23 protein-coding genes and 1 pseudogene are annotated in these 22,945 nt (G+C 39.7%); 7 read left to right on the forward strand and 17 right to left on the reverse strand.

All coding sequences use genetic code 11. The annotated features are described in order from the left end of the window. Nucleotides 1–48: 48 nt before the first annotated feature. The 6 genes from O3746_RS02690 to O3746_RS02715 all read right to left on the reverse strand — a co-directional run bounded on the left by O3746_RS02690 (nt 49) and on the right by O3746_RS02715 (nt 5,952). Entirely contained in the window at nt 49–663 is a 615-nt protein-coding gene (locus O3746_RS02690; protein ID WP_371447756.1) for a YfgM family protein, read from the reverse strand. Between the two features lie 18 nt (nt 664–681). Continuing rightward, complete coding sequence (hisS, locus tag O3746_RS02695; protein ID WP_371447757.1) at nt 682–1,953, reverse strand: histidine--tRNA ligase; 1,272 nt, start codon at nt 1,951–1,953, stop codon at nt 682–684. A gap of 9 nt (nt 1,954–1,962) precedes the next feature. After that, nucleotides 1,963–3,069 (reverse strand): flavodoxin-dependent (E)-4-hydroxy-3-methylbut-2-enyl-diphosphate synthase, encoded by a 1,107-nt coding sequence (gene ispG, locus O3746_RS02700; RefSeq protein WP_371447758.1) that lies wholly within the window; start codon nt 3,067–3,069, stop codon nt 1,963–1,965. Between the two features lie 18 nt (nt 3,070–3,087). Next, nucleotides 3,088–4,116: a RodZ domain-containing protein gene (locus O3746_RS02705; RefSeq protein WP_371447759.1), complete on the reverse strand. Its 1,029-nt coding sequence runs from the start codon at nt 4,114–4,116 to the stop codon at nt 3,088–3,090. Between the two features lie 75 nt (nt 4,117–4,191). After that, nucleotides 4,192–4,734, reverse strand: a complete 543-nt coding sequence (pilW, locus tag O3746_RS02710) for a type IV pilus biogenesis/stability protein PilW (RefSeq protein ID WP_307990346.1) — start codon at nt 4,732–4,734, stop codon at nt 4,192–4,194. A 69-nt stretch (nt 4,735–4,803) separates the two neighbouring features. Then, nucleotides 4,804–5,952, reverse strand: coding sequence for a bifunctional tRNA (adenosine(37)-C2)-methyltransferase TrmG/ribosomal RNA large subunit methyltransferase RlmN (locus tag O3746_RS02715; protein ID WP_049363743.1), 1,149 nt, complete (start codon nt 5,950–5,952; stop codon nt 4,804–4,806). Nucleotides 5,953–6,253: 301 nt separating this feature from the next. Here O3746_RS02715 and O3746_RS02720 point away from each other — a divergent pair, with 301 nt between their 5' ends. The 5 genes from O3746_RS02720 (at nt 6,254) to O3746_RS02740 (ending at nt 10,741) form a co-directional block, all read left to right on the forward strand. Next, the gene (locus O3746_RS02720; RefSeq protein WP_049363744.1) at nt 6,254–7,129 is read left to right on the forward strand and encodes a D-alanyl-D-alanine carboxypeptidase family protein; all 876 of its coding nucleotides are present in this window, start codon (nt 6,254–6,256) and stop codon (nt 7,127–7,129) included. A gap of 153 nt (nt 7,130–7,282) precedes the next feature. Then, nucleotides 7,283–8,164: a metal ABC transporter substrate-binding protein gene (locus tag O3746_RS02725; RefSeq protein WP_049372888.1), complete on the forward strand. Its 882-nt coding sequence runs from the start codon at nt 7,283–7,285 to the stop codon at nt 8,162–8,164. Then, nucleotides 8,164–9,060: a manganese/iron ABC transporter ATP-binding protein gene (locus O3746_RS02730; RefSeq protein ID WP_371447760.1), complete on the forward strand. Its 897-nt coding sequence runs from the start codon at nt 8,164–8,166 to the stop codon at nt 9,058–9,060. The genes O3746_RS02725 and O3746_RS02730 overlap by 1 nt, the downstream gene beginning before the upstream one ends. Before the next feature lie 3 nt (nt 9,061–9,063). Beyond that, nucleotides 9,064–9,915 (forward strand): metal ABC transporter permease, encoded by an 852-nt coding sequence (locus tag O3746_RS02735; protein ID WP_371447761.1) that lies wholly within the window; start codon nt 9,064–9,066, stop codon nt 9,913–9,915. Beyond that, nucleotides 9,908–10,741 carry a metal ABC transporter permease gene (locus O3746_RS02740; protein ID WP_371447762.1) on the forward strand — a complete coding sequence of 278 codons (834 nt, stop codon included), beginning with the start codon at nt 9,908–9,910 and terminating at the stop codon, nt 10,739–10,741. Before O3746_RS02735 ends, O3746_RS02740 begins: the two co-directional genes overlap by 8 nt. Before the next feature lie 33 nt (nt 10,742–10,774). Here the strand turns inward: O3746_RS02740 and rlmC are convergent, their stop codons facing one another. The 11 genes and pseudogenes from rlmC to rpmH form a co-directional block, all read right to left on the reverse strand. Beyond that, complete coding sequence (gene rlmC, locus O3746_RS02745) at nt 10,775–11,947, reverse strand: 23S rRNA (uracil(747)-C(5))-methyltransferase RlmC (protein ID WP_371447763.1); 1,173 nt, start codon at nt 11,945–11,947, stop codon at nt 10,775–10,777. Next, complete coding sequence (gene nagZ, locus O3746_RS02750) at nt 11,944–12,987, reverse strand: beta-N-acetylhexosaminidase (protein WP_371447764.1); 1,044 nt, start codon at nt 12,985–12,987, stop codon at nt 11,944–11,946. The genes rlmC and nagZ overlap by 4 nt, the downstream gene beginning before the upstream one ends. 2 nt (nt 12,988–12,989) lie before the next feature. Next, entirely contained in the window at nt 12,990–13,337 is a 348-nt protein-coding gene (locus O3746_RS02755) for a DUF1425 domain-containing protein (RefSeq protein WP_005698418.1), read from the reverse strand. Further along, nucleotides 13,337–13,687 carry a purine nucleoside phosphoramidase gene (gene hinT / locus O3746_RS02760; protein WP_049385019.1) on the reverse strand — a complete coding sequence of 117 codons (351 nt, stop codon included), beginning with the start codon at nt 13,685–13,687 and terminating at the stop codon, nt 13,337–13,339. The genes O3746_RS02755 and hinT overlap by 1 nt, the downstream gene beginning before the upstream one ends. Before the next feature lie 100 nt (nt 13,688–13,787). Further along, complete coding sequence (ppiD, locus tag O3746_RS02765; protein ID WP_371447765.1) at nt 13,788–15,665, reverse strand: peptidylprolyl isomerase; 1,878 nt, start codon at nt 15,663–15,665, stop codon at nt 13,788–13,790. A gap of 67 nt (nt 15,666–15,732) precedes the next feature. Then, nucleotides 15,733–16,290 (reverse strand): annotated as a pseudogene (locus O3746_RS02770) (manganese efflux pump MntP family protein). Between the two features lie 10 nt (nt 16,291–16,300). Beyond that, entirely contained in the window at nt 16,301–17,659 is a 1,359-nt protein-coding gene (gene mnmE / locus O3746_RS02775) for a tRNA uridine-5-carboxymethylaminomethyl(34) synthesis GTPase MnmE (protein WP_302482053.1), read from the reverse strand. A 127-nt stretch (nt 17,660–17,786) separates the two neighbouring features. Beyond that, nucleotides 17,787–19,415: a membrane protein insertase YidC gene (gene yidC, locus O3746_RS02780; protein WP_111327356.1), complete on the reverse strand. Its 1,629-nt coding sequence runs from the start codon at nt 19,413–19,415 to the stop codon at nt 17,787–17,789. Next, the gene (gene yidD / locus O3746_RS02785) at nt 19,415–19,678 is read right to left on the reverse strand and encodes a membrane protein insertion efficiency factor YidD (RefSeq protein ID WP_371447766.1); all 264 of its coding nucleotides are present in this window, start codon (nt 19,676–19,678) and stop codon (nt 19,415–19,417) included. The genes yidC and yidD overlap by 1 nt, the downstream gene beginning before the upstream one ends. Continuing rightward, nucleotides 19,633–20,001, reverse strand: a complete 369-nt coding sequence (gene rnpA / locus O3746_RS02790) for a ribonuclease P protein component (protein ID WP_371447767.1) — start codon at nt 19,999–20,001, stop codon at nt 19,633–19,635. The genes yidD and rnpA overlap by 46 nt, the downstream gene beginning before the upstream one ends. A 12-nt stretch (nt 20,002–20,013) precedes the next feature. Then, a complete protein-coding gene (gene rpmH / locus O3746_RS02795; RefSeq protein ID WP_005539760.1) occupies nt 20,014–20,148 on the reverse strand; it encodes a 50S ribosomal protein L34 in 135 nt (44 codons plus the stop codon). Between the two features lie 318 nt (nt 20,149–20,466). On the opposite strand from rpmH, the gene dnaA reads away from it, so the two are divergent. Continuing rightward, complete coding sequence (dnaA, locus tag O3746_RS02800; protein ID WP_371447768.1) at nt 20,467–21,834, forward strand: chromosomal replication initiator protein DnaA; 1,368 nt, start codon at nt 20,467–20,469, stop codon at nt 21,832–21,834. 10 nt (nt 21,835–21,844) lie between these two features. Continuing rightward, nucleotides 21,845–22,945 carry a DNA polymerase III subunit beta gene (dnaN, locus tag O3746_RS02805; protein ID WP_014064018.1) on the forward strand — a complete coding sequence of 367 codons (1,101 nt, stop codon included), beginning with the start codon at nt 21,845–21,847 and terminating at the stop codon, nt 22,943–22,945.

Raw genomic sequence — 22,945 nt, forward strand, 5'->3', positions numbered from 1 at the left:
ATCAAAAATCCAATAAAAAAGCCCGAGCAATTCGGGCTAATTAAAACATTACAGATTATTTAATTTCATCTGCGCCATTTGTTTTTCTAACGGGTTACCGCTTTTTTGTACATTCTCAAAGCTTGCTTTAGCACCATTCACATCGCCTTTTGCGATTTGAATATCGCCCGCTAAAAGATCTTTACGTGCACTAAAGCCTTGGCTTTTCACTTGATTTAGACTTGCTAATGCTGCATCAAATTGACCTTGTTGGAATTGCACAGCAGACAAACGAAGTGCTGCAAGAGAAGTTAAGATATCATCTTGTGATTGAGCAATCGCTTGTTTTAAGCTATTTTCAGCAGAGGCGTAATCTTGTTTTGCAACAAAACCTTTTGCTTCATCTAATAAGCTAAATACCGCATAGCTGGTTTTATCATGCGCTTTCACAAATTCAGCTACTTTAGCTTGTTGTGCGGCGGCATCTTTGTTTGCAGTATAAACTAACGCATCATATTCAGCAGACGCTTGCATGATTTGATTAGCTTGATAAGACTGCCAATAACGCCAGCCCAACATCCCGCCTACGCCAAGAATAAAAGCGGCAATAATGGCTTTGCCATTGTCTTTCCACCACTCTTTTAACTGATTCAGTTCTTGTTCTTCTTCAATGGTATATGCCATTTTCCTATCCTTCTAAAATTAAAATTGGGCTTTGATGTGTTCAATTAGATTATCCACATCAATGGTTTGCTGCTCTGCTTCGCCAAGTAAGTGTTTTACCACAACTTGATTATTTTGCACTTCGCTTTCGCCAAGCACAAGGGCTAGAGTTGCACCAGACTTATCTGCGCGTCTAAATTGTTTTTTAAAGTTACCACCACTGCAATGCAACATGGTGCTTAAGTGCGGTAATTCTGAGCGAAGTTTTTCAGCGAGCTGGAATGCGGCTAATGTTGTACCTTTACCTTGATAAACAACGTAAATATCTACCGCACTTTTTACCGGAATCGATTTATTCACTTCTTGAACGAGTAACACTAAACGCTCTAAGCCCATTGCGAAACCGACACCGCTGGTTGCGTGACCACCAAGTTGCTCAACTAAGCCGTCATAACGTCCGCCACCACATACAGTACCTTGCGCACCTAATGCTGATGTCACCCATTCAAATACGGTTTTATTATAATAGTCTAAACCACGTACCAATTTTGGATTAATTTCATATTGAATACCCACCGCATCTAATAGACCGCATAACTGCGCAAAATGCTCGCGACTTTCATTATCTAAATAATCCAATAATTTTGGCGCGCCGTCCAATACATCTTGTAATGCTTGATTTTTAGTATCCAAAATACGTAATGGATTTTTTACAAGACGTTCTTTCTCTTCTTCGCTCATTAAATCTTGGTGATTTTCTAAGAAAGCCACTAATGCAGAACGATAGTTTGCACGTGCTTCTAATGAACCAATCGAATTTAATTGAAGTGAAACATGTTGATCAATACCTAATGCTTTCCACAAACGAGCCGTTAAAATAATTAGCTCCGCATCAATTTCAGGGGTTGCGATACCAAATACTTCTACACCTGCTTGATGGAATTGACGATAACGACCTTTTTGTGGGCGCTCATGGCGGAACATTGGTCCCATATACCATAAACGTTGTTCATTGTTGTAAATCCAACCGTGTTCAATCGCAGCACGGACGCATCCTGCTGTACCTTCTGGGCGAAGTGTTAATTGCTCATCATTATCCCAGAATGTGTACATTTCTTTTGAGACAACATCTGTGACTTCACCAATTGCACGAGCAAATAATGGCGTACTTTCCACGATTGGCATACGCACTTCTGAATAGCCGTAGCTGCTTAAAATTTGGCGAACCTGTCCTTCAATCCATTGCCAAAGTGGAGATTCAGTTGGGGAACAGTCATTCATCCCACGAATTGCTTGAATATTTTTTGCCACGAGTTTTCCTTAAATAATTCGATTTTTTGGATCTTGTTGTGCAACTTTGGCACGAATTTTTGCTTCTAATTGGTCAATAATCGCGTCGTTGTCAAAACGTTCTTTTTGACGCTCGCCATCTAAATAATAACCACTTTTCTTATTACCACCGGTCACGCCAAGGTCAGACACTAATGCTTCACCCGGACCATTTACCACACAACCAATAATAGACACATCCATTGGGGTGATAATATCTTCTAAACGTTGTTCCAGTGCATTCACAGTGCCAATCACATCAAACTCTTGACGTGAACAAGTTGGGCAAGCAATAAAGTTAATCCCGCGAGAACGAATACGTAATGATTTTAAAATATCAAACCCAACTTTGATTTCTTCTACAGGATCGGCGGCTAAAGAGACACGTAAGGTATCACCAATACCTTCCGCCAACAGCATACCTAAACCAATTGCAGATTTCACTGAGCCCGCACGCGCGCCACCTGCTTCCGTAATGCCTAAATGCAACGGCTGTTTAATGGCTTTTGCCAGTAAACGGTAAGATTCCACTGCAAGGAAAACATCCGATGCTTTTACGCTTACTTTGAATTGATCGAAGTTTAAACGATCCAAGATCTCAACATGACGTAACGCTGATTCTAACAAGGCTTTTGGTGTTGGTTCACCAAATTTCTCTTGAATATCTTTTTCTAATGAGCCAGCATTGATACCGATACGAATAGGGATATTTTTATCACGCGCACAATCCACCACTGCACGAATACGATCCTCACGACCGATATTGCCTGGATTAATACGTAAGCAATCCACCCCATATTCAGCCACTTTTAACGCAATGCGATAGTCAAAATGAATATCCGCCACCAATGGCACATTCACTTGTTGTTTAATGATTTTAAAGGCTTCGGCGGCATCCATGGTCGGAACAGAAACACGCACAATATCTGCACCGACACGCTCCAAAGATTTAATCTGTGCAACGGTCGCTTCAACATCAGTTGTGCGAGTATTTGTCATGGATTGTACGGCAATCGGTGCATCACCACCGATTGGTACATTGCCCACATAAATTTTTGTCGATTCACGACGTTTGATAGTAGGTTTTACTGCTGACATTCTTTCGTAAATTATTCGTTAAGGTTTTGGTAATTTAAATTTAGCCACACGGCCATCAACTGTAAGCGGATACGCTTCGCCTTTATAAGTAATGCGAACGTTACCTGGCGCACCGATAATCAAGGCATATTCATCACCATTAAAGGTTAAGGTTTCACCTTGTTTATATTCTTTTTGCGCTAATACTTTACGGTTTTGGTCTTTTACACTAATCCAGCTTGAATTTTTCGTGATCTCAATAACGAGATCGCCTTTCACTGTAGTTGGTGCTTCAGAAATAGCGGGGTTTTCAACCGCACTTTGTGTATCTGGCACGGTTTTCTCTGTTGTTGGTTCTGTGTTAGGTAACGTTTGTTCCACAACAGGTGCTTGCGCTTGTTCAACGGTAGGTGCTGAAGTTGCTGAGGTTGAAACTTCTGTGTTTCCTGTTTGAGCTTGATTTTCTTGAGTCGTTGAAACAGCGGGTTCAGCAGCATTATTTGTTTTTTCCGCTACAGACGTAGTTTCATTGCTTGACACCGCAGGCTGACTATTTACTGTTACTGGAATTTCATTCGAATGAGTAGCCGGTAGCTCTGCTGTTTTTTCTTTTTCAACGTAGGTTTGCACTAAATTATCACGTTCTTCGTTTGATTTTTGATAATTTTGCCACCACCATAAGCCAGTCATTCCAACAGCAGCGAGTAAAATAATTGTTGTGAGTGTGCCTACCCAACGGCTGTGAGAAGAATATTGGTTAACTGAACGCGTCGCACGTGTATTTTTACTTAAATCATTTTTATGTGCTTCACCAAAAGTTAAATGAGCCCATTCAGCATCAGGAATACGTAAAAATTTCGCATAACTGCGAACGTAACCTCTCAAAAAGGTTGATGGTACATCTTTTTGGACAAATTCATTATTTTCTAATTTTGCCAAAATGTTTGGACGTAAAGAAATGGCTTTTGCCACATCTTCTAAAGAAAGATTTAATGCTTCGCGTGTTTGGCGAAGTTTATCCCCAAAGGAGATTTTAGTTGTTTCAGTTTGTTCGACGATTGTATTCATAGGTATAAAAATAGAGAAATAGAAATAAAAAACTAAATACCAAATTTTAAAGTCGAAAGGGGCTTTTGGCAATGATTATTTGAGCGTGCGGAGCTTTTCTGCTCTAGAAGGATCAACTTGGCGTAATTTATCCAACGCTTGTTGATAAACGTCGGTTTGTTTTCCAGCAAAAGCACAAAGTGCTATGTTTTCGTAAGTATCAGCTTGATGATAATAATTCGGTGCTGCAAGTGCCGCATTAAATTGTGAATAAGCTTGTTCAAACTCACCTTGCCCACATAAAAATGCACCAAAGTTGTTATACACATCACCTTGCTTATCGTCTAACTTAATCGACTGTAAATAAGCTTGCTTCGCTTTTTCCGTATCGCCTTGTAATTGATAAAAATGCGCAAGTGCCGAGTGCACAAGATAATAGCGTTCATCATGTTCAAAGGCTTTATCTAAATTAAGTTTTGCTTGAACAAAATCCTCTTGTTGCAGATAGCCTAATGCCAACTCAACGCGCGCTTTGGCTGCTTGTTGTTTATTAAAATCGACTGAAGATTGAGAAACGCAAGCAGAAAAAACAAAAGGAAAAATGACCGCACTTAGAATGTTAATTGGGATTAATTTCATCTTATCACTCCTCTATCTTATCACTCTTCTCCAGGCCATTTTCCCTTTACAAGTATTGCTATATTTAGCTTAGTTAACCGCTTTTACGTCAATACCTTCACCAAACTTACGTTTCATTGCTGTACGTTTGGTTCGGTCGATCACATCCCCCGCCAACTGACCACAAGCAGCATCAATATCATCACCACGGGTTTTGCGCACAATCACCGTAAAGCCGTATTCCATTAATGTTTTTTGGAAACGATCAACACGGCTATTTGAGCTTTTACCATAAGGCGCTTCTGGGAACGGGTTCCATGGGATTAAGTTGATTTTACATGGCGTATTTTTCAATACTTGAGCTAATTGATGCGCATGCTCTGTACCATCATTCACATGATCTAATAACACATATTCAATAGTCACTTTACCATGGTTAGCATTCGATACTTCTAAGTATCTATGTACCGAATCCATCAACATTTTGATGTTATATTTTTTATTAATCGGCATAATTTCATCACGCAATTCATCGTTCGGTGCGTGAAGTGAAATCGCTAATGCCACATCAATCTTATCGCGCAACATATCGAGTGCAGGCACAACACCTGATGTGGATAACGTCACACGTCGTTTAGATAATCCGTAAGCAAAATCATCAAGCATAATTTCCATCGCAGGTACAACATTGGCTACATTTAACAATGGTTCACCCATACCCATCATCACCACATTGGTTATCGGACGAACACCTGTGACACCAAAATTACCGATAATTTTTGATGCGCGCCAAACCTGACCGATAATTTCAGACACTGTTAAATTACGGTTAAAGCCTTGCTGTGCTGTTGAACAGAAGGTACAAGCTAAGGCACAGCCTACTTGAGAAGAAACACAAAGTGTCGCACGATCTGCTTCAGGAATATAGACCGTTTCAACTTGCTGTTCACCTACCTGCATCGCCCATTTAATGGTGCCATCTGCAGAGCGTTGTTCAACCGCCACTTCTGGCGCTTTAATTTCCGCGACCGCTTTTAATTTTTCTCGTAATTTTTTATTAATATTGGTCATATTGTCGAAGTTATCTTCGCCAAAATGATAAATCCATTTCACTAATTGATCCGCACGAAATGGTTTCTCGCCTAATTCAGCAAAAAACTCACGCATCTGCTGACGCGTTAAATCCATTAAGTTAATCTTTTTTGTATTCGTTTCGGATGAAAGGGGTTGTTCTAACATAAAGCCTCGTTATTACACATTACGGCGATGATGTTACTCAGAATTGAGCAACAAAAAATTCGCATATTAAAAATGAGCCGAGATTTTACAGATTTACCGACGGATAAGCTAGCAGATTTGAAAAACAAAGAAAATTTTGACCGCACTTCTTTGCGATCGCTATCGCAAAAATCAAAAAACAAAAGAAAAAAGTGCGGTTAAAAAACTTTAAATTTTTTCTCTTTCACACATCCCAAACCCTTACAAAAACTGATAGAATACAAGCTTTGTTTTATTCTCTAAGTTGTCAATATTAAAAGATATGTTAAAAAAAGTGCTTTCTGTATTGTGTTTAGTGCCAGCAATGGCAACGGCACAATCTTATGTCGTGTATGATTTCACCCATGATCGCGTGCTCGAAAGTAGTTCACCGAATCATGTTCAACCTATCGCATCCGTCACCAAGTTAATGACTGCAAATGTGTTTCTTGAAAATAATCGAAACGCAAATTGTACTGCATCGATTACTGACGACGATTACGATTACATTAAAGGCACACATACAAAATTACCAAAATACACGCCGATTTCTTGTAATGAATTATTAAAAGCGATGCTTGTCCATTCTGACAACTATGCTGCTCATGCCCTTTCTCGCTCTGCGGGCATGAGTCGTTTGCAATTTATCCAAAAAATGAATGAGAAAGCGAGAGAATTAGGTATGCGCTCTACCCGCTTTTCAGATAGTTCTGGTTTATCCGACAGCAACATTTCAAGTGTGATGGATCTCGTAAAACTGGCTAAATACTCTCTTAACAAAGCACAAATCAAAAACCTCTCGAATATGCCAAGTGCTTTCATTCAAGCTGGCGGACGTAGCGTTTTTGTTAAAAACACCAATAAATTAGTGCGTGAAGAAGTGTTTGATGCGGCAATTAATAAAACGGGTTATATTCGCGAATCTGGCTATAATTTAGTCTTTGTGAATAAAAATCCATGTAATCGCGCGACCATTGGGGTGATCAGTTTAAATAACCATTCATCTGCGTTTCGTACTAACTTTACTAAAGGAAAATTGGAACAATACGGTTGTATCGCAGGGCGTAGCATGCACAACTTTACCGTTGATGAAGCCCAATATGAAGAAGGCTATGATGAAGCGGGTATGGATCGCCTAATCCAACAAGTTGGTGGTTAATCATTTCAAAAAGAGCGGTCAATTTTGCACAAAATTTTCCGCTTTTTAATTTTAATCACCTATCGATTTGATAATTATTTTCATTTGAAAACTTTATAAAAAATGATATTATTCTGCAGAATGCTAATCGATCATTATTTTTAAGGAGATCTCATGAAGCATTTATTTAAAAGCCTATCTGTTATCGCTCTAGGTTTAGCAGCTTTACAAGCCGAAGCGAAATTTAAAGTGGTGACCACATTTACTGTGATTCAGGATATCGCACAAAATGTTGCGGGCGATGCCGCGACGGTGGAATCTATCACCAAACCTGGTGCAGAAATTCACGAGTATGAACCGACCCCTAAAGATATTGTAAAAGCTCAATCTGCTGATTTAATTTTATGGAACGGATTAAATTTAGAGCGTTGGTTTGAGCGTTTCTTCCAAAATATCAAAGATAAACCAGCCGTTGTGGTAACCGAAGGCATCACGCCACTTTCTATTTATGAAGGTCCTTATAAAGATGCCCCTAACCCACACGCTTGGATGTCGCCATCTAATGCGTTGATTTATGTCGAAAATATCAAAAATGCATTAGTTAAATACGATCCGCAAAATGCTGATACTTATCAAAAAAATGCAGCGGCGTATGCAGAAAAAATCAAACAGCTCGATAAACCTTTACGTGAAAAACTCTCACTGATTCCTGCCGACCAACGTTGGTTAGTGACCAGTGAAGGTGCCTTTAGTTATTTAGCGAAAGATTACGATCTCAAAGAAGGCTATTTATGGCCAATTAACGCTGAACAACAAGGTACGCCTCAACAAGTGCGTAAACTTATTGATTTAGTGAAAAAAAATCACATTCCAGTGGTATTTAGTGAAAGTACCGTGTCAGCCAAACCTGCTCAACAGGTAGCGAAAGAAAGCGGTGCTAAGTACGGCGGCGTGCTTTATGTAGATTCTCTTTCTGCCGCTGACGGTCCTGTACCAACTTATATTGACTTACTGAATGTCACTGTATCCACCATAGTCAAAGGATTTGAAAAATAATGACCGCACTTTCCGCTTCGATTTCCGTTAATGATGTAACTGTGCGTTACAACAACGGGCACACTGCAATTTATGATGTTGCCTTTGCATTACAAGGAGGAACCATCTGTGCTCTTGTCGGCGTAAATGGGAGCGGAAAATCAACGCTATTCAAAAGCATCATGGGCTTAATCAAGCCACAGCAAGGCAATATTGCGCTTTGTGGTTTGCCAATTAATCTAGCATTGAAACAAAATTTGGTTGCCTATGTGCCGCAAGCGGAAGAAGTCGATTGGCAATTTCCAGTCTCCGTTTATGATGTTGTCATGATGGGACGCTACGGCTACATGAATTTCCTACGCATTCCAAAAGCTGAAGACAAACAAAAAGTGCTCGAAGCGATGCAACGAGTAAACATCGAGCATTTAGCTGAACGGCAAATCGGCGAGCTTTCTGGTGGGCAAAAAAAACGCGTATTTTTGGCTCGTGCATTAGCACAACAAAGTAAAATTATCTTGCTTGATGAACCTTTTACAGGTGTGGATGTTAAAACCGAAAATGCCATTGTGGAACTCCTTCGCCAATTACGTGCTGAAGGCCATTTAATTTTAGTTTCTACCCACAACTTGGGTTCTGTACCAGACTTCTGTGATCAAGTGGTGATGATTAACCGTACTGTGATTGCTGCCGGTAAAACGGAAGATACATTCAATCAGCATAATTTGGAAAAAGTCTTTGGTGGTGTATTACGACACATCAAATTATTGGGTGAAGATCTGCATAATGATGAAGATAAACGTGCAGTCACCGTGCTTACGGATGATGAACGCCCAGTTGTCTTCTATGGTGAAACCAAAAATGATCCGCCCGCAACGGCTGTAAAATCTTGTCGTCTGCCTCCGTCTGACAAGGAATAAGCTATGCTTGAATATTTACTGGAACCTTTCTCCTATGAATATATGCAAAAAGCCATGTGGATAAGTACCGCAGTCGGTGGCATTTGTGCCTTTCTTTCTGCCTATTTAATGTTGAAAGGTTGGTCATTAATTGGTGATGCGCTTTCTCATTCCGTGGTTCCAGGTGTGGCGATAGCTTATGCCTTTTCACTCCCCTATGCTTTAGGTGCTTTTTTTGCCGGCATTTTGGCCGCACTTTCCATTTTATGGATCAAATCCATTTCTAAACTCAAAGAAGATGCTGTTATCGGCTTTATTTTCAGTACCTTTTTTGCCTTAGGTTTACTGATTATTTCCTTGAATCCAACCTCGATAAATGTGCAAAACATCATTCTCGGTAATATCCTCGGGATTGCCGATGAAGATATTTATCAAGTAGCCATCATTATGTTGATTTGCTTGGTCTTATTGCTTATTTTTTGGAAGGATCTATTACTGATTTTCTTTGATGAAACGCAAGCAATTACAGTTGGACTTTCACCACTGTTTTACAAAGTTCTCTTTTTTACACTCTTGAGTGCTTGTGTTGTTGCCGCATTGCAAACTGTTGGGGCGATTTTAGTGATTGCGATGGTAATCACACCAGGTGCAACCGCCTATTTACTCACAGATAAATTCAAAACGCTTATCAAAATTGCTGTAGCATTAGGCGCAATCACTGGTTTCGTCGGTGTTTATTTAAGCTATTACTTAGACGGTGCAACAGGTGGTGTCATCGTGACATTGCAAACCTTGTTATTTTTATTAGCTTTTCTATTTTCGCCAAAATACGGATTAATGAGTCAAAAACGACATAAGGCGGTGGCCCATGAGTGAAATGTTCACTATTTTCGTTGAGCCATTTCAGTTTGACTTTATGCAAAATGCGCTACTCACCGCATTAGTGGTTGCCGTGATCTGTGCACTACTCTCTTGCTATTTGGTGTTAAAAGGATGGTCATTGATGGGCGACGCTATTTCCCATGCCGTCCTCCCAGGTATTGTATTAGCTTTTCTAGCCGGTATTCCATTAGTGATTGGCGCCTTTGTCTCAGGTATTGCCTGTGCCTTAGGTGTAGGTTATTTAAAAGAAAACAGCCGTATCAAAGAAGATACCGCTATGGGGATTGTATTTTCAGGGATGTTTGCCATTGGTCTGGTGCTGTTCACTAAAATCCAAACCTCACAACATCTCACACACATCTTATTCGGTAATGTATTGGGTGTAAGCCGACAAGAGCTGATTCAAACGACTATCATCGCCTTAATCATTTTTATTTTACTAGGCTTAAAGCGTCGCGATTTTCTGCTTTATTGCTTTGACCCTAGCCATGCTCGTGTTGCGGGTCTCTCGCCTAAATTATTGCATTATGGACTACTCACCCTGCTTGCACTCACCATTGTGAGTACGATGCAAGTTGTTGGGGTGATTTTGGTTGTGGCGATGCTAATTGCACCAGGCATCACCGCGCTAACCCTAACAAATCGCTTCGATAAGATGCTTGTTATCGCGATTATCAGTGCTGTAACTGCAAGCCTACTAGGCGTCCTACTTAGCTATCATTTTGATGCGTCCACTGGTGCATGCATTATTTTGTTACAAGCTTTATTTTTCTTAATTGCCCTGGTTTATAGCAAAATAAAAGTGCGATTAAATTTTTAAATAAAAAAGCTAACAGAGATGTTAGCTTTTTTATTAGGAATTGAGTTTCAGCAATGTCAGTACTTCATAATGCGCTGTATGCGGAAACATATCAAATAATTGAATTTGAGTAAGTTTATAATTGGTTAGATGCTGCAAATCTTTTCCCATGGAAATCGAGTTGCAACTAGAATAAAGAATAAAGTGCGGTTGCATTTCATTGAGAAATTCAGCGAGTTCCTTTCCGATACCTCGACGAGGCGGGTTGACGATCACCAAATCCGGTTTATTTTCATCTTGTGCTAAAGCAAAATTAGCGGCATCCAAAGATTGGAATTTAACGTTGTTTAGCCCTAACACCTGAGCAGATTGAGTCGCCGCTTGAATAGCAGATGGAGAAATTTCAATCCCGATCAATTCCACTTCTTGTTGATGTTTATCCTGTAAAGCTTTAGCACAATGAAGTCCAAAGCCCCCAACGCCACAAAAGAGATCCCAAAGTTTAGTAATCGGCAAATCTTGCACCCAATCTTGCGCCGTTGCATATAATCCTTGTGCTACTAGTGGGTTTGTTTGGAAGAAACCTTGAGGACTAATAAACAACGGAATACCATTAAAACTTTCCGATAAAGTATGTTGATCCGTCAAAAAGATTTCTTTCTCACCTTCTAAGATCGCAGCGTGTTGAGGTTGGATATTCACACTCACCACTTCAAGTTGTGGTAATTTTTCCAATAACCCTGCAAACTCACGTTGAATTAACGGCAATTTAGTTTCTGAACGCAATACAAAACGCAACATCAATTTTTTTGTATGTTGGCTTTCTGTGAGCAGAATATATTTGAGCTCACCTTTTTGCTTAGCCACGTTATAAGGGACTAAACCCGCGCGCCCAATAAAATCTTTTAGAATCGGAAAGAGTTCAGCAAAGCGTTGCGGATAAAGTGGGCAATCACATAAATCCACCGCACTTTGTGGATCATTCGGGTCTTGTAAAATACCTAGAATGGGACGTTCCACCGCGCCACTTACAACCATTTTCGCTTTATTACGAAAAGCTGATTCGGAGGAATAAAAAGGCGGATGCCAAATTAAATCATCACAATCTAATTTGGCAAGTTGTTGTTTAAGATGCTCTTCTTTCTTCGAGAGTTGCTGCTCATAAGGCATTTCAAGCCATTGACAAGAACGGCAATCGCCTTTTTGATAATGATGGCAATCAATCATTTAGAAGCAAGCCACTCTTGTTGAAGTGCGGTCAGTTTTTGATGATTTTCAATCCAACGCGAAGTTTTTGTGAGTTCTGACCAATCAAAGGATTTTTGTTTAAAGAGAGATTTCAAGCGAGCTTGGCGTGCTGCGAAATGCTCTGTTGTTTCCTCTAACTTCAGATTATCAAGCACTTGAATGACACCTTCTCGTTCATTACAAAGCAATAATAAGTCACAACCAGCCTTCAAGGCTTTTTCACTGCGAGCCACAAAATCGCCCATAAAGCCTGCGCCTTTCATGCCTAAATCATCAGAGAAAATCGCCCCTTGGAAGCCTAACTCTTTACGCAAAATCTCTTTTAACCAATAAGTCGAGCCGCTTGCTGGCTGGCTATCACATTGCGTATAAATCACGTGAGCCGGCATAATCGCATCAAGCTTACTCTGTTGAATTAATTGCTGGAATGGCAAAATATCATGATTAAAAATCACTTCTTTTGCGCGCTCATCATAAGGGGTTTCAAGATGAGAATCAGCTAAAACATGGCCGTGTCCCGGGAAGTGTTTTCCTGTTGTTGCCATGCCCGCCTGGTGCATACCATCAATAAAAGCTGCTGCTAAATTAACCGCACTTTTTACATCACAGCCAAAACTACGATCACCAATCGCACGACATTCGTGACCTAAATCCAACACCGGAGCAAAACTCAAATCAATATCTAGCGCCACCATTTCAGCCGCCATTTGCCAACCCGCTTCTTTTGCTATTTGCTGTTGCTGAGCTGAGTCCTCAACTAATGCCGCAAAAGCCTGCATCGCAGGGAGCTGAGTGAAACCTTCACGGAAACGTTGCACGCGACCACCTTCTTGATCGACGGTAATCAATAAAGGCTTTTTCACTCGTTGACGAATGGATTTAATTAGCGCTTGAACTTGCTGACGATCATAAAAATTGCGGGTAAATAAAATCAAACCGGCAACTAAAGGATGTTCCAGTAATTCAACTTCTTCTTGTTTGAGCTCATGACCTTCTAGGTCAATCAATAATGTGGACATAACTATTGTAAGTAAAGACGATAATTAGTACTTTCTGTGCTTGGTTTTGGTAGTTCAAACACTTTCTTCTCTTGTGGTTGCAATAAAATATTGCCTGATTGGCTTTCTTGCTGATTCGGCCAAACTTGCGTCACACCTTGTGTATTATACCAATAAAGATGGTAAAGCACATTGAGTTGTTGTGTAGTTTTATTTTTTAAAGCCGCGGTATTATCCGACAAATCAACATCTAAAGCGGGTGCTAAATTTGCCGCCATATTTAAAATTGGCTTATTGGTTCCCACAATATTTGGTGCAGATGAACAAGCCGTTAAAAATAATACCGTTGCTGTAATTAGGATCTTTTTCATTATTTTGCCAACATTCTACCCAAAGATTCACCACCAACAAGATGCATATGAATATGGAATACTTCTTGTCCACCGTGTTTATTACAATTCACAATCAAACGATAACCGTCTTCGGCAATGCCTTCTTCTTTAGCAATTTTAGCCGCGACAGTAAATAAGCGACCCAAGGTAACTTCATCTTGTTCTGTCACATCATTAACCGTTGGAATGACTTTATTTGGGATAATCAAAATATGGGTTTTCGCTTGAGGTGAAATATCTCGGAATGCGGTCACTAATTCATCTTGATAAACAATATTGGCGGGGATTTCTTTGCGAATAATTTTGCTGAAAATCGTTTCTTGAGCCATAGTCTTCTCCTTGTTTTATATAAAAAAGTGCGGTCAAAATTTACCGCACTTTGCTTTTATTTTCCATCAGAAATTGATGATGAATGACATTTCAATCAGCTTAGTGAGCCGCACCTTCTTCTGAATCATCTTGATTAATAAAGCTAGTATTAATCTCGATTTGTGCTTTTTCACGCAATGCTTGCATTAACTGTCCTTGCAATTCACCTTGACGCGCACGAACAAGTTGAGTGCTAAATTTCGCTAATTCTTGCTCATTTAAAGTAGGTTCTTCTACACGTTCAAGGGCAACCACAACCACATCACCTTTGCTGTTACGAGCAACTTGATAAGCCGCTTTGCCATCTTTTGGTTTTGCAATGGCAAATACACCTTCATAAAGCACTGGATCTTTATTATCCACTAACGTAAAGGTTTGTGGCTCACTAAAACTAATACCTGCAGGTAATTTGGTTGGATCGGCAGATAGCGCTTTAACCGCTTGCTCTGCTTTTTCAGCTAATACTTTATCGGCTTTTTCACGTTTTAAGAATTGCTCAATCGTTGATTTTGCTTCATCAAGGCTTTGTAAACCTTCATCTTTGTGATCCACGACACGTACCACTACAAACTCATTTTCACCTACAGTTAATGGCTCAGAATTTGCACCGCCGTTTGCAATATCAGATTCAAAAATAGCAGAAGTCACATTTGGGAAATTTAATGCCGCAGGGACGTTATTTTTACCAAAGTAATCCGTTTCTTCTACTTTCACACCTGCCGCTTCAGCTACCGCAGCTAAAGAATCGCTGCTTTCAGCTGCTTTTTCACGAACCGCTTTTTCTACCGCTTGGAAACGACTTTCTGCTAAGTTTTTACGTACAGTCTCTGCGATTTGTTCTTTCACTTCTTCTAAAGTACGTTCTTTACGATCTTGCACTAAAATAATATGGTAAGCCCCATCCACATTAACCGGTGTGCTGTATTGACCAACATTTAATAATAATGCGGCATCTTCAAAGTTTTTCGGTAATTCGTTGTCTTTTACCCAACCTAATTCACCGCCTTGTGCACCAGAAAGTTTATCGATGGATTTTGTTTTTGCTAACTCAGCAAAATCAGCACCTTTTTGTAGTTCTTGATAAACGGCGTCCGCTTCTTTCTCTGTTGTCAATTGAATATGCGCTAATTTTTGGCTAATGAATTGTGCTTTATTTTCTTGATAATATTGCGCAATTTGTGTTTCAGTGACAGGTTGTAACTTACCTAATTCATTTGCTGAGACGCGAATATATTGGACTTTAGCCTGTTCAGGTTGAACAAGTGATTTCGCATTCGCATCGTAATACGCTTTAATTTCTTCGTCCGTTACTTTTTGTTTTGCAATTTCATCGGCTAATGGAAGAGTTGCAAGACGAGCGATACGTTTTTGGAAAAAGACTTGTGCGTTATCTTTCACTTGAGCCGGCACGACAAACTCACTGTCCGCCAAACCGTTTTGCATTTGTTCAAGTGTTAATGCATTACGTAAAATTGCCGCATAAGTATCGGATGTTAAACCATTTTGAGTCAATAATTGTTGATAACGCGCGTTATCAAATTTACCGTTAGATTGTAAGTTAGGATCGCTCACAATCGCACGTTTGATCATCTCATCACTTACACCTAATTTTAATTCTTTCGCATATTGACGGATTAATTCTTGATCCACCAAACGTTGAATTAAATTTTGACGAAGTGCAGTCACAAATTCCACAGAGTCAGTTTTCGCTAGGAAGCTCTCGCCTTCTTGTTGAGCTCTAGCCTCAAACTCTTGGTTATAACGATTTAAGAAATCTTGTTGAGAGATAGTCTCGCCATTTACTTTTGCCGCAAAACTATCATTGCTGCTATACAGATAACCTGACATCCCACCAATCAAAAATGAGACTGGAATTAAAGCAAAGATCGCTTTTCCGATAAAGCTATGGGCGATGCCATGCATTTTTTCAATTAACATTCAATTATTACCCTTTTAAAAAAGACAAAGTTCGTAAGATTATAATCTAAAAGGCGAAAATTCGCACTTAAAAAACACCATGTTCGTGTAGGATTTTCACAGCCATGACTAATAACACTAAACCACCAAAAATCTATGCTTTGCTTTTGAATTTTTTCCCTAAAAAATGACCGCTCTTTACACCAATAAAAGAGATGACAAAGGTGATTAAACCAATGATGAAGACAGCCAACAAAATGTCCACGGAAAGAAAAGCAAAAGAGACACCAACGGCTAGCGCATCAATGCTCGTTGCCACACCAAGTGTTAGTAGATGTTTTAAACTAATCAATGAGGGTGCAGGTTCATCATCTGAGCTCAGCCCTTCTCGAATCATATTCACACCGATAATCGCAAGTAAAGCAAAGGCAATCCAATGATCCCAATTTTGAATCATCTGACTAAATTGTAGCCCGACAACATAGCCGATTGCCGGCATAATGCCTTGAAATAGTCCAAAACAGCATGCAATGGCAAGCGCTTGTTTCCACCGAAAAGCGCGCATTGCCAAACCTTTGGAAATGGATACTGCAAACGCATCCATCGAAAGACCAAGCGCAATGACCCACAACATATGAAAAGTCATAACCTAAAACCTATTTTCCGATACAAAAAGAGCTGAAAATGTTACCGAGTAAATCATCCGAGGTAAATTGCCCCGTAATTTCACTGAGATTAGCTTGTACTAAACGAAGTTCTTCTGCTAACAATTCACCTGCATGAAATTCGGTTAATTGGACTAACCCAATTTGCAAATGTTCGGCCGCTTTTTCTAAAGCATCAAGATGACGACGACGTGCTAAGAAGCCACCTTCCATGCCGGTTTGGAAGCCCATCGCCTGTTTTAAATGCTCACGTAATAAATCTATGCCTTGATGCGTTTGAGCCGATAAACACATGGTCGTTGTGCCATTTTCCTCTTTTAGCCCAACTGCCTCACCGCTTAAATCTACTTTATTGCGGACAATGGTCACCGGCATATTATTTGGCAATTTTGATAAAAATTCTGACCGCACTTTTTCAATATTTTGGCTGTCAGGATCGCTGCTGTCTAACATCAAAATTATACGATCGGCTTGCTCAATTTCAGTCCACGCACGCGAGATCCCGATACGTTCAACTTCATCTGTCGCTTCACGAAGTCCTGCAGTATCAATAATATGTAAAGGCATGCCATCAATATGAATATGCTCACGCAACACATCACGCGTCGTCCCTGCAATATCCGTCACAATAGCCGCTTCTCTACCCGCTAAAGCATTCAGTAAACTTGATTTACCTGCATTTGGACGACCAGCAATCACCACTTTCATCCCTTCACGTAAAATCGAGCCTTGTTTCGCTTCGCTACGGACTAAATCAAGTTGATTGATGATTTCTCGTAATTTTGCTTCGATTTTACCGTCTGCCAAAAAGTCAATTTCTTCATCGGGAAAATCAATCGAGGCTTCCACATAAGTACGAAGATAAATGACGGAATCCACCAACTGATTCACTTTATTGGAAAATTCACCTTGCAATGATTTTAATGCCGAACGAGCAGCTTGCTCCGAAGTCGCATCAATCAAATCGGCAATGGCTTCTGCTTGAGCTAAATCTAATTTATCATTTAAAAAAGCTTGTTCAGAAAACTCACCTGGACGCGCAAGACGAACACCATCAAGTTGTAAAATTCGTTTTAGCAACAAATCTAATACCACTTGTCCACCATGGCCTTGTAATTCCAGTACGTCTTCACCAGTAAAGGAATTAGGTGATTTAAAATAAAGCGCAATGCCTTGATCTAAAACTGAGCCATCAGCATCTTTAAAAGGTAAATAGTCTGCCATTCGTGGTTTAGGACATTTACCGAGTACCGCTTGTGCAACTTCAACCGCTTTGGGGCCTGATACACGCAAAATACCAATACCGCCACGACCAGGCGCTGTCGCTTGTGCGACGATTGTTTCTTTCATAAAAACTCACTAAAAATTGACCGCACTTTTATCTGCGATAAAAAAATGAGAGGGCGCATTAATACGCCCATGTGATTATATATCAATCAATGATAGAAAAAAGGCATCTTTCGATGCCTTCTATCTGTTATTTTTTACGGGTATGTAACCCTTTTTTCTCTAAACCACGGTAGATCATTTGTTGTTGTACGATAGTGATTAAGTTAGACACTAACCAGTAAAGTACTAGACCTGCCGGGAACCAGAGGAAGAAGAACATGAAGATCAACGGCATGAAATTCATCACTTTTTGTTGCATTGGGTCGGCAACTGGTGTCGGTGACATTTTTTGTAACAAGAACATTGATCCACCCATTAAGATTGGGAGAATGTAGTAAGGGTCTTGTGCCGATAAATCTTGAATCCAACCAAAGAATGGCGCATGACGAAGTTCAACTGCTTCCATAAATGTCCAGTATAATGCAATGAAAATTGGCATTTGGAGGATTAATGGTAAGCAACCGCCAAGTGGATTTACTTTTTCTTCTTTGTAAAGTTTCATCATTTCTTGGCTCATACGTTGGCGATCATCACCAAAACGTTCGCGCATTTCTTGCATTTTCGGTTGCAACATACGCATTTTCGCCATAGAAGTGTATTGTGCTTTTGTAAGCGGATATAAAATCGCTTTAACCACTAAGGTGACACAAATAATTGCCACACCCCAGTTAGATACAATACTTTGAATGAAAGTTAATAACCAGAATAATGGTTTCGCGATAAACCATGCCCAACCATAATCGACAGTTAAATCTAAGTGGTTAGCCACTTCAGCCATTTTGTTTTGTAATTTCGGACCTGTCCATAATGAGCTGGTAATAGTCTCTGTTGCACCTGCTGGAACAGATACCACTGGACCACGATAACCAATAGACGCAACGTTATTTTTGCTGTCTGTAATACTATAAAGTTGGTTATTTACATCTTGATTTGGGATCCAAGCTGATACGAAATAGTGTTGTAAAATAGCAACCCAACCTGCTTTGGTATCGATAGAAAGGTTTTTATCTTTCATATCGCTGAAGCTGTATTTTTTGTAATTAGTTTCTGAAGAAGAATACGCACCACCGGTATAAGTAGGCATTGCCACGTTACCGCTACTTTCAACTAATGTATGTTTTAATTGGCCGTAAGGTTCAACTTCAATTGTGCTACCACTTTGGTTCACAATTTCAAAGTTAACACCGACATCGTAACTATCACGTTTTAACACAAAGATTTTACGATAAGTCACACCATCTTTTTCAAATGTTAATGGCACTGAAAGTTCATTTTGACCTTCTGCTAATTTGAAATTGTCGCCAGTAACTTGATATTGAGCGCGACCTGCTTTTGTATCGATCCCGTTTTTACCAATTAAACCGCTTTGTGCAATGTAAACATGCTCGTTTGTATCTTTTAACAAGACGAAAGGTTCTTTTGAACCTAATTCTGCATCATATTTTAATAGTTCAGAACTGATTACATCACCACCTAATGTATCCACTTTCAAACGGAGTACATCATTTTCTAATGTGATAATTTGACCTTTTGTTTGTGAGTCTGCCACTACTTCGGCAGATGAAGAAGAGCTTGCCGGGACATCAGAAGAGGCGGCTGTTGTTTGTTCCGTGGTCTGTTGTTGAACAGGTGGATTTTTATCAAGTTGCCATTGCTGATAAACAAGGAAAGAAATAAAGAGTAGTGCAAGCACTAATAGGCTACGTCTTGAGTCCATTATTTTTTCTCATCGTTATTATTAATCTTTTTCGGCGGAACAGGATCGAATCCACCGGCGCTTAAGGGGTGACATTTTAATACACGTTTTAGCGTAAGCCAACTACCTTTTAACAATCCATGTGTTTTTAACGCCTCAATACCATAACAAGAACAGGTTGGCACAAAACGACAACGTGGCCCGATTAAAGTGCTAATCGCTACTTGATAAAACTTAATTAAAGCGATGAGGATTTTTGTGCCAAACGAATGTGACGTACCCATAATTTATCCAAAGTTTGTAAAAACGTTTGATTATCAAGCTGACCAATGCCACGTTTCGCCACAAAGACAAAGTCACAAGAAGGCAAATTATGTTGGGATAAACGAAAACTTTCACGAACTAAACGTTTGATACGATTACGATCATGTGCTCGTTTAAGATGTTTTTTAGCCACAGTTAAACCTAAGCGTGGATGCTCAAGATTATTTTTGCGTGCGAGAATGGTAATTTCAGGGGTGCTTGCTCGAAACGGTTGTTCGAAGACATTTTTGAATTGAGTGGGAGTTAACAATCGTAACTCCCGAGAGAAGTTTAGCTTAATCACTAAAAACGGTGATTATGCAGATAAACTCTTACGACCTTTAGCACGACGACGAGCTAAAACTTGACGGCCGTTTTTAGTTGCCATACGAGCACGGAAACCGTGAGTACGGCTACGTTTTAATACAGAAGGTTGAAATGTACGTTTCATTGTAATCTACCTAAATCAAAATGGTTTACTGTTTTGATATTCAAAACACAACAAGGGTTATAAAAAATAGACCGCAATTTTAATCATAAATTGGGCTTTCGTCAAATAAGAAAAGAGAAAATTCCGAAATAATCTTCCGTTTCTTCTAAAATCGTGGGGATTATACGGATTTTGGGCAAAATCTCAAGCAACCTTTTTGTCTTTTTTTGATGAGCAACAGAAGATCTTTCGCCTAAATTATTGTAAAATTCTCTTCGATTTTTAACCGCACTTTTGCGGATTTTATTTTATACGCATATAACATAAGGATAATTTATCGTGAGCCTTTCTACCCTATGGCAAGATTGCTTATCTCAACTACAAGATCAGGTTTCCCCGATGGATCTCAGTACTTGGTTACGCCCACTACAAGCGGATGTCATCTCGCAAGATCAAGTGGTGTTATATGCGTCAAATATGTTTGTGAAAAGCTGGGTGGAAAATCACTACTTGACTCAAATTCATCAAATTTGCCAAGCCCTTGCTAAAAATCCAAATTTACAAATTATCGTAAAAGAAGGGGTAAAACCGGCTCCTAAAGTGGCTGAACCAGCGCCGGCTCAAACAACTAATCATCAAGAAAGTGCGGTAAATTTTCAGCAAGAATCTGATGCACCAAGCAAATTTGAATCACACCTAAATCGTAAACATTTATTTGAAAACTTTGTTGAAGGTAAATCAAACCAACTCGCTCGTGCTGTAGGTCAAAAACTTGCCCTAGCACCAGGCGAACCAACAGCAAATCCATTCTTTTTATATGGTGGGACAGGTTTAGGTAAAACCCACTTATTACACGCGATCGGTAATGGTATTTTAGCGAATAAATCGAATGCCCGCGTACTTTATATTCATGCTAATAATTTTATGCAGCACATGGTAAAAGCAATGCGTGATAATAAAATGGATCAATTCAAAAAATTCTATCGTTCTCTTGATGCATTATTAGTGGATGATATTCAATTCTTTGCTGAAAAAGAAAAAACACAAGAAGAATTTTTCCATATTTTCAATAATTTATTTGAAACTGGCCGTCAAATTATTTTGACCTCTGACCGCTATCCAAAAGAAATTGAGAAAATTGAAGAACGCCTAAAATCTCGTTTCGGCTGGGGTTTAACCACTGCGATTGAACCACCTGATTTAGAAACTCGTGTTGCGATTTTACTGAAAAAAGCAGAAGAACATAATATGGAGCTGCCAGAAGAAGTGGCATTCTTTATTGCCCAACGCTTACGCACCAATGTTCGTGAATTAGAAGGCGCATTAAACCGTGTGAAAGCGATGCAAGACTTCAAAGGTGGTCACATTGATATTGATTTTGTCCGTGACACATTAAAAGATATTCTTGCCTTACAAGAACGTTTGGTTACCATTGAAAACATTCAGAAAGTCGTGGCAGAATACTATCGAATTAAAGTGGCTGATTTAAAATCAAAAAGCAGAGCGAGATCCGTCACTCGCCCACGCCAAGTTGCGATGGCATTAGCAAAAGAATTAACCAATAAAAGTTTACCGGAAATTGGCCGAGCCTTTGAACGCGACCATACGACAGTCTTAAATGCTTGTCGTGAAGTGCCAAAATTCCGTGAAAAAGACAGTAGTATTCAAGAAGATTGGGCGAATTTAATTCGCACCTTATCTGCATAAGGAGCCAATGATGCAATTTAGCATTTCAAGAGAAAATCTATTAAAACCCTTACAGCAAGTTTGTGGCGTATTAAGCAATCGTCCGAATATTCCCGTATTAAATAACGTGTTATTACAAATTGAAGATAACCGTTTAACCATTACAGGTACAGACCTTGAAGTTGAGCTTTCTAGCTATACTCAACTTTCGTCTTCAACGGCTGATGGCGCTTTCACTATTCCGGCTAAAAAATTCTTAGATATTTGCCGTACATTATCAGATGAATTTGAAATTACAGTTACCTTTGAAGAAGATCGCGCCATTGTGGAATCAGGCCGCAGTAAATTTAATCTCACTACTCTGCCCGCTGAAGAATATCCAAATCTAACGGATTGGCAATCTGAAGTGGATTTTGCCTTACCGCAAAGCACCTTGCGTCGCTTAATTGAAGCAACCCAATTTTCAATGGCAAACCAGGATGCCCGCTATTTCTTAAACGGCATGAAATTTGAAACGGAAGGTAATTTATTACGTACTGTTGCAACCGACGGTCACCGTCTTGCCGTTTGTACGATCGAATTAGATCAAGATCTGCAAACCCATTCAGTTATTCTCCCTCGTAAAGGTGTATTAGAACTGAATCGCCTATTAGAAAGCAGTGATGAACTGGCTCGTTTGCAAATCGGCACGAATAATCTTCGTATTCACTTAAACCACATTGTGTTTACCTCAAAACTCATTGATGGTCGCTTCCCTGATTACCGTCGCGTATTACCACGTAATGCAACGCGTATCGTAGAAGGTAACTGGGAAACCTTAAAACAAGCCTTTGTACGCGCTTCTATCCTTTCAAATGAACGTGTACGTAGCGTGCGTTTAAACTTAAGTGAAAACCAACTTAAAATTACCGCATCTAACCCTGAACACGAAGTAGCAGAAGAAATCGTGGATGTGAATTATCAAGGTGAAGAAATGGAAGTAGGCTTTAATGTGACTTACATTTTAGATGTATTGAACGCCTTAAAATGCCAACAAGTACGCATTCGCCTCACAGATGCGTCATCAAGCTGTTTAATTGAAAACAGTGAAGATGCAAGCGCAGAATATGTCATTATGCCAATGCGCCTCTAA

Origin of the sequence: Haemophilus sp. 27098_8_127 (genome assembly GCF_041433495.1) — a bacterium.
Lineage (GTDB): Bacteria > Pseudomonadota > Gammaproteobacteria > Enterobacterales > Pasteurellaceae > Haemophilus_D.